This window comes from Paenibacillus sp. FSL H8-0260, assembly GCF_045040625.1.
GTDB lineage: Bacteria > Bacillota > Bacilli > Paenibacillales > Paenibacillaceae > Paenibacillus_AQ > Paenibacillus_AQ odorifer.
Genome location: NZ_CP150298.1, coordinates 5,666,858 through 5,680,188 on the forward strand (window position 1 = coordinate 5,666,858; position 13,331 = coordinate 5,680,188).

A 13,331-nucleotide genomic window follows, 5' to 3' on the forward strand; every position below is an offset into this window, starting at 1 on the left:
TCCCATTCCCCTCACATCTTAATGTACTAGACCAGTTTCTCACTGACTGCTGAAGCTGTAGTTTCTTTATTGATTATGGATTGCTCACTAGTCTTCTTGAAATATTCTACATATAAAATATCAAGCAGATAGAGCTGCGATATCTTTGCAGATAATGAACCCCCTTGCAGCGGTCCTTCATTAGCACCACATAGCAGGGTCAGATCGGAGTACGAGGTTAACGGTGACTTTTCAAACCTGGTAATGGATATTACTTTGGCTCCTCGTTCCTTTGCTTTTCTCGCAACCTCAATGCTATCCTTGGTCGAGCCGGAATAAGAAATCACAACAGCGACATCCCGGTTAGACATCAACGCTGCCGACATCATCTGCAGATGTGAATCCATTAAACATTCCGTTTTGTTCGTAATGCGCATAAATTTAATCTTGGCTTCCATAGCTGTGACTAGAGAAGAGCCCACACCGAAAAACAATACACGTTCTGCATTAATCAAATACTCAATGGCCTCACTGATCTTCTGTATATCAATTAAATTATAGGTCTCGTTGAGTGCACTTACATTCGTGGTCAGCACTTTAGAAGCAACAGCTTCAATTGTATCATCCATCAGAATTTGATCGGTAAGCTGCGGGATCTCATTCTCCACAGTGATGCTATGTGCCAATGCGATCTTGAACTCTTGATACCCTTTATAACTTAAAGATTTGCAAAATCGAAATATACTTGATTCCCCAACATCACATGCATCTGCAAGATCAGTAATCGACATGTAGACTACACTTCTCGTATTCTCCAGTACGTAGTCCGCTACCTTCTTCTCCGTATTTGTCAAATTATTGTATTTAGAATGAATTGAAGAAAAAATACTGATTGTCCGCAAAAAAGCCCCTCCTTTTCAATAAATTAATGTACGAATAAGGAGGAAGCTCCCAGCAGACCTGCCTTATTCCCTAATGAGGCTTTAACAATTCTCACTCCCGCAAAGCTTTCCATAATCAAAGACTTCGTGCGCTCTTCTACCCTTCGAACCAAATCTTCTTGTTCCATTACGCCGCCACCAATAATAATCGCGGATGGATTGAAGATATGTGTGATAGAGGCTAAACCCACAGCCACTTCAGTAATCCATAGATCTAAAATACGTTCAAGCTGCTCATTTCCGCTCTGTATTTTATCAAATAAAGCTTTTCCGTCCGTGCATTCGGGATCTGCCAGCTTAGCCATCTTCACTAAAGCTGTAGTTGAAGCGTATTTCTCATAATACGGCAGTCCTTCTACTCCGGATGGGGCCGACAATGGGTGAGTAAAGATATGGCCAAATTCAGCCGCTACCCCATTAGCCCCTTTATAGATTTGGCGATTAATGACGATCGCACCGCCAATGCCTGTGCCAAAGGTTAGACATAAGAAATTGTTAAAGCTCTGAGCAGCTCCATAATAAGCTTCGCCTAATGCTGCTGAATTCACATCGTTCTCTACCATAACAGGTTTATGAAAATGATGGGTGACAATATCCTTAATTTTCATTCCAGTATATCTAGGTATATTTTCGTTAGCATAGACAATAAATCCTTCTTCTGCATTAACTTGGCCCGCGGTGCTTATGGCAATGGCATCAAAATGATCGTATTCTGCAATCTTTACCAGCATTCTTGAGATTACATGGGGTCCCCCCAAGTAGCTTTCTGTTGCATACTCCTTGAAGTCATGTACATTCCCCTGTTTATCGCATATACACATCTTGGTATTGGTACCGCCAATATCTACGGCTACAATTCTCATTCCCATCTACCCTCTCTGGCGTTCTACTGAATAGCGTTCACAAACCGTTTCGTAATCTCCATCGGTCTCGTGATCGCAGAGCCAACCACTGCTGAATACACACCTAAATCAAACATGGTCTTTAATTCTTCAGGAGTGGAAACCCCACCTTCAGCTATAACGGGAACAGAGAAGTTGTTGACGATTTGTTGAACCAATTCAAAATCCGGCAAGTTGCGGCCTTTAGTAGCCTCTGTATAACCGCTCAAGGTAGTTCCTATCAGATCAAATCCCAGCTCAACAGCCTTCGCAGCTTCCGCAAATGTAGAACAATCCGCCATAAACAGTTGATCTTTATAGTTCTCTTTTAAAAGTGGAAAAAGTTCAGAAATAGTAGATCCGTCCGGGCGAATCCGGTCTGTAGCATCCATAGCAATGATATCTACACCTTCGCGGTACAGCTCATCGACTTCCTTTTGAGTGGGTGTAATAAAGACTTCAGAGCCTTCATACACCTTTTTGATTATCCCAATGATCGGCAGATTCACTTGCTTTTTGATTTCTTGAATATCCGCTACGCTGTTTGCCCGAATTCCAGAAGCTCCGCCTAAGTAAGCAGCATAAGCCATTCTCCCCATAATAAACGGGCTATACAGCGGTTCTTCTGGTAAGGCTTGACTGGAGACGACTAGTTTATGTTTTATTTTTTTAAGTACATTATTTTCAGTATTCATCAGTAACCCACTCCACATTTTTATTTATTCTTTAACTGCTCCTGCCGTAATCCCATTGGTGAAGAACCGTTGGAATAACATGAACACTAGCAACATCGGAATTGCAGCGATGGTAGCTCCGGCCATTTTATAAGCGAAATTAGGATTCAAATCCTGCATTAAGGTCGCAGTACCAACCATTAATGTTTTCATTTTGTTCTCTTGGCCTATAACCAGCTGCCACAAATAATCATTCCAGACTTGCACGAAATTCAGAATAAATAAGGCTCCAATACCAGGTTTGACAATAGGCAACATGATGCGCGTGAAGATTCTCCATTCATTTGCACCATCTATTCTCCCGGCTTCTCTTAAGGCATTAGGGGTTAAATCGAAGAATCCCTTTAATAGGAACACTCCAAATGCACCCGCCACGTTCGGCCAAATCATACCGTTATAACTATTTACCATTCCAAATTGTTGGGTGATCCGGAATAAGGGTACAATCATAATTTCTTTAGGAATCATCAAACTTGATATAAAGATAATGAAGATTATATTTTTACCTTTAAAATTAATCTTTGAGAACGCATAGGCGGCCATAGAGCCTACAACAATAACCAAAATAGTAGAAATACCAGATACATAAATACTATTAAACGTCCATCTTAAAGCCGGCTGGTTCTGAAATACATCCACATAGTTGGAGAATGTAATCGATTTGGGCCACCAGTCTGGAGGCATCTTCACAACATCCGAGCTGTTCTTGAGTGAACTTGTGAATAACCAATATAGTGGAAAAAGATTAAGGAGTGCGAAGAGGATAATGATCACATTCGATATCACATCAAACTTCTCTCTCTTTTTCTTGTTTTTAATCTTCGACATGTTGTATTCCCCCTCACTTCACCTTAATCATGCTTCGTAGCTGTGGCACAGACAATATCAATGTAATCACGAACATGATAACCCCTACCGCAGAAGCTACACCGAGTTGGTTATATTTAAAGGCATTATTATAAAGGTAGTACATCAGCGTTACGGAGGAATTGTTCGGTCCGCCACCGGTCAATAACTGAATAACTACAAAGATTTTTAATACGGCAATAATATTGATAATCGTAATATAAGTTGTTGTAGGTCCTACCGAAGGAATCAGGATCTTTGTAATCACTTGCCATCTGCTAGCACCATCGATTTCTGCTGCTTCAAAAAGCTCTTTCGAGACACCAATCATCGCAGCTATATACAGAATAATTGCCTGGCCCACGTTAGTTGCGAAGGTTACAAATATCACGACTGGCAGAACCGTCTTTGGATTTCCCAGCAGATTAATCGTCCCTAGTCCCATGTCTTTATATAGATAAGAGATAAGTCCGTTAGCCGGATTCAGCAAAAAGCTCCAGACCATACTCATAACCACCATGGACACCATTACCGGGATATAATAACTTCCTCTAATAAAGGAAACGTACTTAGCATTCTTATCAAATACCGCAGAGGCTACGAACAATGCAAACCCCACTGTAAGTAGAACGATAAATATTACGAACACAACGGTGTTGATAGTAGCCTTAAAAAATACCGGATCATTAAACAATGTGGTGTAATTGGCAAAACCCACAAACTTCTCGCTGTCATAATTAATCTGGTATAGACTCAGCCGCATCCCTTCTAAGATCGGATAGACAAGAAAGGCTAAGAATACTATCATCTGAGGTAAAATAAACAGATAACCTGTAATATTCTCTTTTAGGTAATTACTACGTAGTTTCATATCGTTTACCTTTCTAATTAACAGCCCTAGAGTCTCTTCAGACCCTAAAGGCTGTCAATCGTGTATTGTTTATCTGGTCTTAGATTATTGGAAAATTACAGAGCCAGCTTTATTGGTCTCAATCACCTTGTTGCCACTTGCCTGATAATCTTGCACAAACTGTTCCGGTGTCTTAGCTCCCATGTAAAGTGCTTGTAGCTCTGGATATAAGACCTCTCTTAATTGGCTGTATCCTGGAACGTTGCCTGTGAAGTTGAACAAATATTTAGAGTTGGCATCGTAAGCTGCAAACAGTGGATTCTCCGCTTTAAGCGCTTCGGCTACAGAACTTCTTACAGGAATACCATTCTTAGAGGATTTAACTAACTCAGGATCGCTTGAGAAGAACTTCACGAAATCCTTAGCTACTTCAGTCTTCTTAGCATCTTTGGACTTGAATACACTAGCGCCTACTACATAAGTAAAGGATAGAGGATCTCCGCTTTCCGACGGAATATTAGCAAGTCTCATATCAAATTTCGCTGCCGTACCATCCGCCATATTAGCTTTCGTACCATTAAACAGAATCGGGTTAGTGAAACTGATCGCTAATTGCTGATTTTGGAACATAGCATTGGCATCATTAGAAGAAACAGATTCTGCGCCTGGATTTGTATATCCGCCGTCATATAGGTTTTTCAGCCAAGTTGCAGCTTTAACTCCGTTCTCATCATTCAGGACAATGTTGCCTTGATCATCAAAGAACTTATTGCCGAACATTCTCATATAGGCAAGGTTCCATGTATCGCCCTGATTATTTACAGCGAATAATGCCATTGGATATGCATTGGAATACTTATCCTTCGGCAGATTGTTTTTGAGACCCTCAAGAATTTGTTGATATTCATCCAAGTTCCAAGTTTTGATTTCGGATTCTTCACCCACAAACTTTTCCAAGCCTGCTGCTTTAAACATGTCCGCGTTGTAAACCAAGGTGCCTGGGTTGTGCTGGAATGGATAGAAATAAATATCTTCTCCGAACGTTACAGCGTCCCAGTAGTTTTGAGCAATATCGCTTTTCGCGTCTTCATCAATGATGTCGGTCAAAGGAACCAATGCTCCCCGGTGAACGTAATCCCCCATCGGGAATACACTCTCAAAGAACACATCTGGAGGTGTTCCTCCGCTTAAGTTAACATTAAGCAATTGATCGCGCTGATCTCCAGCAATGACCTCTATTTGAATATCTGCATCGTATTTATCATATTGTGCTTTGAATTTCTCAGCGGCGTGCTTTAGGAAGCTATCATAGTCCGCGCCTGCCTCCGTGGCATCCACAACACCCTTCCACTGTGGAGTCAGCCATACTCTGATCGCCACTTTTTCCTTCCCAGATGCAGAAGAATTATCGGATGTATTAGAACTCGCAGCATTGTTACCTGAGCAACCTGAAATTAAAGAAATAATCACCATTAGCGCAACCATTGCCGAGAGTAAACGTTTTTTCTTCATTTATAAACCTCCCTAAAAGTTTTGTGAGCATTATCTTCTCTGAATCGCTACGTACAAAACTCGCATCGAAAGCATACGCTTAAAGTTTTGTGAGCATTATCTTCTCTGAATCTCTTCGTACAAAACTCGCTTCGAAAGCATAGAACCTTTAATTTAAAGTCCGTTTGGCATGGTATTGCACTAAATCGGCCATGCTGCGATGTCCTTGCGGATCAAGATGCATATAATCAATTTCATTCATCGATACATGGTCTCTGGAATCTACAAAGTGGATACCAGTTCCCGTTAGCAAAGCTGCAAGATGCTCAGCAAGCTCCATAGACTTCTCACTACATCCGCTACCCATTGGTTTGCCGATAGGGGTATGAATATACTCTGCTCCAATCGGAGGGGGCGCGATTACTAGAACCTCTGGAGCCTTCCCCTCAGGTCCTGCACCGCTACCTTTAGCTTTAAGAGCCAGTCTAATAATACCTTGTGCGATGTTATAAGAAGTTAATCCAAACCTTTCTTTGGTATCATTGGTCCCAAGCATGATCACAACCAAGTCTAATGGCGAATGTGACATCAGGCAGGGATAGATATAGGAAATTCCAGAAAGTCCTTCGAATAGAGGGTCCTCACTGACACTTGTTCTGCCGGGAAGCCCTTCTTCGATCATACGGTAGGCGTCACCCAATTCTGTATGAAGAATTCCCGTCCAACGAATATCATCCTTAAATCTGCGGTCTGTCTCTGCGTCGTAGCCCCAAGTATTAGAATCGCCAAAGCATACGATGGATTTCTTCATTTGTCTTAACCGCAATATCTTTCAATAGCTTGATCAATCAATTTCATAATGTCTGCGATCGGACCAGCATCTTCAGCGGCTACTGCCTCAAGCGGTGCTCTTACGCTACCAATGTTTACGCCTCTTAATTTTAGAATCTCTTTTATTCCGGCATACATGGCACCTTTGAGCGAACAAAGGGCGATTATAATATCGTTGATATCGCTTTGAATTTGTCCAGCTTCTTCGAACTTACCAGCCTTAACAAATTCATTAGCTTGCAGGAACAGCTCAGGCATAACCGCATAGGTTCCACCGATTCCCGCATCCGCTCCCATGATTCTTCCCGCAACATATTGTTCATCCGGTCCATTAAATACCACTACATCTTTTCCACCCACTCTTTTGAATCTTTCAATATCCATAGTCGGCATGGAGGAGTTCTTCACACCAATCACCTTTTTGTTCGCAAGCAGCTTCTCAAATAGGGACGGAGTCAGTGTATATCCAGTAGTCTGAGGAATGTTGTAGATGATGAAGCTTAGAGGGGTTGCCTCCATAATTTCGCTCCAATATTTATAGACTGCACTATCAGGTAACTTGAAATATATAGGCGGGATTGCGGATAATGCATCGTATCCTAAGGTTGCAGCATGTTTCGCTAACTCAATACTATCTCTAGTGGAAGGGGCACCCACGTGGGCAATCAGTGTCATTTTACCTTTCAGGTTACTAGCTACGTAGCTTAGTACCGCTTTGCGTTCGTCGAGACTCTGGTAAATACATTCTCCTGAGCTGCCTCCCACATATACACCTTGAACTCCTTTTTCAAATAAGTAATCACATAAAGCATGCGTCCGGGATTCCGAAATATTTCCTTGATCGTCATAGCAGGCATAAAAGGCAGGTATAATTCCGTGGAACTTTGTGAGTGTCATTGTTAATCCCCCTTAAGTTGTGAGCGGTTTCTTTTCTACATAAACAAAATATCATTATATTTTGCTTTTGTAAATTATTTTCTCTATTTTTAGAAAAATAAAATTTATTTCCACCAATCTTATTTATAATTAGCAAAATAATGGTTTTCAGTGCAACTCGCAGCTAATAATCATTTATTTTTCCATATTCATTAGAAAATAATCCTGTAAATTCTCCACCCTAAATTTATTTCTTCAGGGCAGTATTTGTTGGATATACGAATGTAAAATAATTTAAAAAAGTGGTACTAATGAGTATCCTTTCAGCTTCGTTAAAAATGTCTCCTACAGGGAGACACTTCTCTCCAGATGAAGCACAAAACCTAAATAACACACAATGTTCACTGAATAATCTGTGTTTTTCAGACGGACACACCTTTTAAAAAATGGAGTTTAGGATTATAATGAAAGCGTAAACAAAGAACAACAAAATCTATTTTGTTTCTTCGCCAAAGGAGGCTGGAGGAAATGCTAGCAGGACTTAAGGAACTTAAAAATTGGGTGACAGAAAACTGGAATCCAACATTGAATACAGGTAATGAGGACTACCGGAAAATGGAGTACTCCGTGGAGCGCCATCTGCACACTCCGCAATCTCCGAAACCACTTAGCTATGAAGAAGAGGCTCGCATCAAGACCGTTAAATTTCATTAATTAACCCTTTCAGATAAAGATTGATTCATAGCGAAGACATCAGACCGCCAGTTCTGGAAGTAATTTCAGTGGATGCGGTCTTTTATTATGCCTTGTAGTTGTATAACGAAAAAACCTCCTCCACCCTAAAGGGTGAAGAAGGCTAATAGGTTACTTTCGAGGACATGCAGTAGGTGTTCAATCCAAACGTCTTGTTTAGTTCATCCTTCGATAAACCTCAGCGCGCGTTCCGATTGATAATCAGCTAGGCCTTGGGCGAATTGTTGATCAGGAAATCCTCTATGCAGCAGCTTTAATCCACCTGAAGTTAAGGAGACATGATGGTGGAATTGATAAAATAACAGCCTATCATGATCCAGAGCATCGTTCTTTAAGTACCGGTAGAAATCCCCAAATCTCATCTGCAAAAAACTATGTTCATGCTCAATATCATAGTACATTGCCCCTTCGATATCGATCAAAAAGGGCTCCAGTTTATCATTAACCATAACATGGTCAGGACCCAGTTCCCCGTGAATAAACCCATATTGCTGTCTGGGTTGAATTTTTGATTCAAGCTCGTACAACTTATCGAGCAGTTTGCTTTGATTAGACCTGATCTTCTCAATATGTTGGGAGGCATAGGCTAGCTGTACTTTCGCATTGTCCATTTGTAATAAATGACATTGCCCCATGCTGCTCTCGTTAGCATTTGCTTTCCCAAAAACATGCCTCTCGTGGGTATGCATAGCAGTAAGTATCTCCCCCACACGCTGAAAAACTTTATCTTGAACACGTAACTCGGGATGATGAAAATAGGTTTCTGCCATTCTTCCATCTATATATTCAACCAGAGCATAATCGAAAGAGTAACGATCTCTTGCCTTATTCAGATCATAAAGAGCAGGGGTCTGAATTCCATGTTGTGTTAAGTACCTGTTATTTAATTCGAATAAATGACTTCCATAGGATTGTTCATTTAAATCTTCATTTGCTTTTTCTTCTTTAAAATAATTCATAGAAAGATCCCACACATACAAAACGCAGGAAAATCCATTACTGCACTCAATCTTGTAGACCACCTTTTGTGCGCCGCCATGCATGCGCGAAACACGAGTAACGAAATAACTGCTGCCAAAAACCCTACTAATATAATCCTGTAAGTCAGCCTTATCGAGATGACAAGTAACGTCCATTAACAACACTCCATTTATTAGGTTTTGCCGGCTTCACAATAGTAAATAAAATCCAGCCGAAAGTATAGACTTATTCTTTCTGATCAATTATGATGTTGAATAAGGTCTTGAAAAAAACAAGCATACAAAAAGCCGTTGGAATTCATTTCAACGGCTTTTTTTTATGAAATATCTAAACAAATATAGAGGAGTACTTTCACAACATGTTCAAACGACTAACTGCACTATTTTCGATTCCCTCTTATGGCTTACTCTTTTTATGTATGTTACTGCAGGGGATGGGGATTTCACTCAGCGCACCCTTTTTATCCATTTATTTTACGGAACAGCTTGGAGTATCTGTCGGGCTGTTTGGTGTTTTTCTGGCCACCACGTTAATTGCCGGGATATGGATCAGTACACTAATCGGAAGACGCTCTGACCTCGGCTTAAATCGAAGAAACATTTACCTTGTCTCCACGCTCTGTAATGCTCTGGCTTATAGCGGATACTTGCTCATTGGGGATTTTACGATCTTATTCATCTACATGCTTGTGTTCACCGCCCTCGGTGCACCAGGGATGCCTCAATTGTTCGCCATAGCTAGAGAAGCAGTGAATAAGAGCGATTTTACGGATACTGCGTTTGCAAATTCTACCTTGCGTTCTGCTTTCTCTCTCGGCTTTATTACAGGTCCTTTAATCGGTACTCTGCTAATTGCTGCTGTTGGGTTTAAGGGGATTTTCTCGGGCACCATCGGAGTATTCCTGCTGGTGGCCTTACTTATTTCGCTATTCCTGAAATCAAATACAGAAGTGAAAAGCAGTACTGCAGAAGTAAAAGTAAAAAGTTTCCGGTTGGGTCAGAACCGTAATGTTCTGCTTCCTTTTCTGATTATGATACTCATGTATGTAGCCCACTGGACGAGTAGCATCAATACTGCCCTCTTTATTACCAACAATCTAGGGGGAACAACAAGCGATGTTGGTTTAGTCAGCAGTATTTGTGCTGCGCTGGAAATTCCTTTTATGATCATGCTGGGACTACTTAGTGCGAAATACAGTAACCGAATCCTGATGATGTGCGGAGCCATTTTCGGAGGAGCTTATTATCTCGTTGTCATTACTTCAGGCGCGATGTGGCAAATGCTTGCAGCCCAAATTTTGCTTGCCTTTTTTGTTGCCGTTATTTCAGCGATTGGCATTAGCTACATTCAGGATCTGCTTCCAAACATGCCTGGGTATGCATCCACGCTCTACTCTAATTCATCCACGATCGGCAGACTGATTGGCAGTCTTGTTGGCGGGTTATTAGCTAGTGTTGTTGGGTACCGGTATTCATTTGTGCTCTGTTTCATACTCGTCATTATTTCTACAATCATGCTTGCGGTAAGCGGACGTTACTCTGTAGATGATCCACAAAAACTAGCGATTTAATCCGCTTTTTCGGGCTTCATTCAGCCCTTGAAACTTCTCCATATTTTCTCGCGACTAACTAACATATCCTTAAAAAGGTGGGGTTAGATGTTAAAAACTATTGCAAGAATGCTCATGTTGATGTCTTTAATCTTTCTGGCAGCATGTGCAGGGGACGTTAAACCCATCGAGGAGCCGAACACAGGAGCAAATACGCCAACCCAAAGTCCAGCGATGAATACGCAGAAGCCGCAAAACACAGAACCCAAGCAGCCAAATGAAACCAGCTTTAAAGCAGAATTGTCAATAAATCTGAAATCATATTCAGATCAATTGACAGAGTATGATCTCCCCGCACTTGAAGTGCTGGAAAAAAACCTAACCGCTTTGGTTGAGCATGACCACACACTTTTCCAATCCGGGTTCGTAAACAAAAAACTAGCAGATGCTATGGAACCTTATTATGACGAACAATATCAGTACAAATTCACAGACATCGAAAGCATCGATTCCATGTTACCCAACGAACATCAGGTGAATATAACGGTAATCGGACAACGCTTGGATATGGCCGCAAAGACCGTTGAAAATGTAAAAATGCTATACGCTATTCGGCCAAACGATCAAGGGGAATGGGTCATTTATATCATTGATTGATTGACTGATTGATTGACTAACTGACTGACTAGCTTTTGAAAATCGTCGTCCGATTCCTGACAGGGAATTTGAACGGCGATTTTTTTGTGAAAAAAAACCAATTTCTCCCCTTGCTAGCATTGCGAGATGCGGAGAATGGAATCATGTTTGTGGTAACCTTCTAGCTACCTACCCGATCTAATATTTAAGTAACGTTACGAACATCCTAAGACTTCTAGTCAAGAAAGCAGGTAGATCTTTGCATATAGATCCTATTGTCGTCAAAGCCAAAGCTGGAGACCCTGAAGCATTCGTGCAGTTGATGCAGGAGATAGAGTTACCTTTATACAGAACTGCAAGGTCCATCGTCAACAAAGAAGAAGATTGTGCAGATGCCCTGCAGGAGACGATGCTTAAAGCCTTTAAAAACATCCATACACTCAGAGAGCCCGCTTTTTTCAAAACGTGGATCTTCCGGATTCTGATTAATGAATGCAATAAAATGCTCAAAAACAACTCAAGATCCCTCCCTTATGGAGAGCTTCCCGAAATCCCTTCCACTTCCAAGGATTATGAGAAAATCGAATTATGGGATGCCGTTCAACATCTTGAGGAGAACCTCCGGATTGTCATTCACCTTCATTACCTACAGGACATGCCGATCCGTCAAATTTCCGACATTCTCGAAATTTCTACGGTTGCCGTGAAGACCCGGCTGCATCGCGCCCGCAAAAAGCTAAAGCATTCATCTCAATTCAATCAAGAAATGGAGTTGCGACATGGTAAACACTAAGTTAGAAGAACAGTTAAAGAACTGCCAAAGCCTACTTCCCGCTCAGTTATCGGATATTGCCCGCTCCAAACTGAATGAGACTTACCAAATCATCAGGGAGACCGATAATTCCATTTCCCCCATTCAGAGAAAGATGGATGCATCAAGAACTTTTAATAAGTGGTTGATTTCCACTGCAGCCGCTGCAATTCTTGGAGTTACAGTCCTCGCTTCCGGCTTTGTATCGCCCGCAATGGCTGGTGCACTCAAGCAAATTCCGGTTTTGGGACAAATCTATTCATTATGGGGCGAAAAAAACTTAGATCCCGGTGTTCAACAAGCCGGGGATTTCATCACAAACGTAAACCAAAGCGTGACCCATAGCGAGGTGACCATGAATATCCCAACGTTGTTATTTGACGGAACCCGAATTCTTATGAACCTAACCACTCCTGGAAACCGTCTGGCTTCGGAGCCCAATTCGCCGCCTTCAGATGCCAATAAAGGGGCGGTGGATAAGTTTGAGGTTCTCTATAAAGGTCAACCTCTGCTCTGGAGTTACGAACACATGGATGGTGAGACTGCTTCCAGCATAATGGTTCAGGTTTTGAACACTTATCATGACCCGAGCACAACAACACAGACTGTCCAGTTCCCTGATCAGTTTGACTTGATTGTAAATGTAACGTTAAAGGGTTACGATGTCCCGTTCGAATTCGTTCTGCCTGTTACCAAATCAACACCTGTTACCGCACTAACTTCAGAGGAGACCAAGCATCACGATAACATTAACTTGCAGATCAGTAAGGTAGAAATCACCCCAATCACAACGCAGGTATCCATTGAGTACAAAACCAAACCGGGCCAGAGCATAGAAGAAATGCTCGCTTCTATCCCTTCGAAATATAAGGGTGCTAACGGGGGCGTCATCGCTCTTCAATTTGACATTGTGGATGAACGTGGCGTTCAACTGAAGCCCATCGGTGCTCACCCCTTAAGCGAATCTTATAATGTTCGTTTTGAACCCTTCAAGACTATACCCAATACCGTAACCATCAAACCGTACTTAGTCGTTTCCGAAGGTCAAGCCCCAGCTGGGACTAAAGGACTGTGGGAAGACAACAATATGGTCAAGGAATATATCCCTGAGCTGGAGACTGTACTTTCGGTCCAATAGTTCATTTGTAAAAGGGTATGCAAAACTACAAAAG

14 protein-coding genes are annotated in these 13,331 nt (G+C 41.6%); 5 read left to right on the forward strand and 9 right to left on the reverse strand.

Going from position 1 to position 13,331, the window contains the following annotated elements:
• Positions 1–26: 26 nt before the first annotated feature.
• The 8 genes from MHI51_RS25155 to MHI51_RS25190 form a co-directional block, all read right to left on the reverse strand.
• Complete coding sequence (locus MHI51_RS25155; RefSeq protein WP_051491079.1) at positions 27–881, reverse strand: MurR/RpiR family transcriptional regulator; 855 nt, start codon at positions 879–881, stop codon at positions 27–29.
• Between the two features lie 23 nt (positions 882–904).
• Complete coding sequence (locus tag MHI51_RS25160; RefSeq protein WP_405173338.1) at positions 905–1,783, reverse strand: ROK family protein; 879 nt, start codon at positions 1,781–1,783, stop codon at positions 905–907.
• Positions 1,784–1,806: 23 nt separating this feature from the next.
• The gene (locus tag MHI51_RS25165) at positions 1,807–2,496 is read right to left on the reverse strand and encodes an N-acetylmannosamine-6-phosphate 2-epimerase (RefSeq protein WP_076218767.1); all 690 of its coding nucleotides are present in this window, start codon (positions 2,494–2,496) and stop codon (positions 1,807–1,809) included.
• Between the two features lie 24 nt (positions 2,497–2,520).
• Positions 2,521–3,363 (reverse strand): carbohydrate ABC transporter permease, encoded by an 843-nt coding sequence (locus tag MHI51_RS25170; RefSeq protein WP_081382492.1) that lies wholly within the window; start codon positions 3,361–3,363, stop codon positions 2,521–2,523.
• A 13-nt stretch (positions 3,364–3,376) separates the two neighbouring features.
• Positions 3,377–4,252, reverse strand: coding sequence for a carbohydrate ABC transporter permease (locus tag MHI51_RS25175; protein WP_076129168.1), 876 nt, complete (start codon positions 4,250–4,252; stop codon positions 3,377–3,379).
• 84 nt (positions 4,253–4,336) lie between these two features.
• Positions 4,337–5,743, reverse strand: coding sequence for an ABC transporter substrate-binding protein (locus tag MHI51_RS25180; protein WP_076218768.1), 1,407 nt, complete (start codon positions 5,741–5,743; stop codon positions 4,337–4,339).
• Between the two features lie 148 nt (positions 5,744–5,891).
• Positions 5,892–6,533 (reverse strand): SGNH/GDSL hydrolase family protein, encoded by a 642-nt coding sequence (locus MHI51_RS25185; protein WP_405173339.1) that lies wholly within the window; start codon positions 6,531–6,533, stop codon positions 5,892–5,894.
• 5 nt (positions 6,534–6,538) lie between these two features.
• On the reverse strand, positions 6,539–7,450 hold the full coding sequence (locus tag MHI51_RS25190; RefSeq protein ID WP_038573110.1) for a dihydrodipicolinate synthase family protein: 912 nt from the start codon (positions 7,448–7,450) through the stop codon (positions 6,539–6,541).
• 507 nt (positions 7,451–7,957) lie between these two features.
• Here MHI51_RS25190 and MHI51_RS25195 point away from each other — a divergent pair.
• The gene (locus MHI51_RS25195) at positions 7,958–8,143 is read left to right on the forward strand and encodes a hypothetical protein (RefSeq protein ID WP_036679656.1); all 186 of its coding nucleotides are present in this window, start codon (positions 7,958–7,960) and stop codon (positions 8,141–8,143) included.
• A 200-nt stretch (positions 8,144–8,343) separates the two neighbouring features.
• Here MHI51_RS25195 and MHI51_RS25200 read toward each other — a convergent pair whose 3' ends face one another.
• A complete protein-coding gene (locus MHI51_RS25200; protein WP_405174075.1) occupies positions 8,344–9,273 on the reverse strand; it encodes an aminoglycoside phosphotransferase family protein in 930 nt (309 codons plus the stop codon).
• A 248-nt stretch (positions 9,274–9,521) separates the two neighbouring features.
• On the opposite strand from MHI51_RS25200, the gene MHI51_RS25205 reads away from it, so the two are divergent.
• The 4 genes from MHI51_RS25205 to MHI51_RS25220 all read left to right on the forward strand — a co-directional run bounded on the left by MHI51_RS25205 (position 9,522) and on the right by MHI51_RS25220 (position 13,297).
• Entirely contained in the window at positions 9,522–10,733 is a 1,212-nt protein-coding gene (locus MHI51_RS25205) for a sugar efflux transporter (protein ID WP_405173340.1), read from the forward strand.
• An 87-nt stretch (positions 10,734–10,820) separates the two neighbouring features.
• A complete protein-coding gene (locus tag MHI51_RS25210; protein WP_341003749.1) occupies positions 10,821–11,369 on the forward strand; it encodes a hypothetical protein in 549 nt (182 codons plus the stop codon).
• Between the two features lie 238 nt (positions 11,370–11,607).
• Positions 11,608–12,141 carry an RNA polymerase sigma factor gene (locus MHI51_RS25215; protein WP_076279971.1) on the forward strand — a complete coding sequence of 178 codons (534 nt, stop codon included), beginning with the start codon at positions 11,608–11,610 and terminating at the stop codon, positions 12,139–12,141.
• Positions 12,128–13,297, forward strand: a complete 1,170-nt coding sequence (locus MHI51_RS25220; protein ID WP_076277624.1) for a DUF4179 domain-containing protein — start codon at positions 12,128–12,130, stop codon at positions 13,295–13,297. The genes MHI51_RS25215 and MHI51_RS25220 overlap by 14 nt, the downstream gene beginning before the upstream one ends.
• The last annotated feature ends 34 nt before the right edge of the window (positions 13,298–13,331 follow it).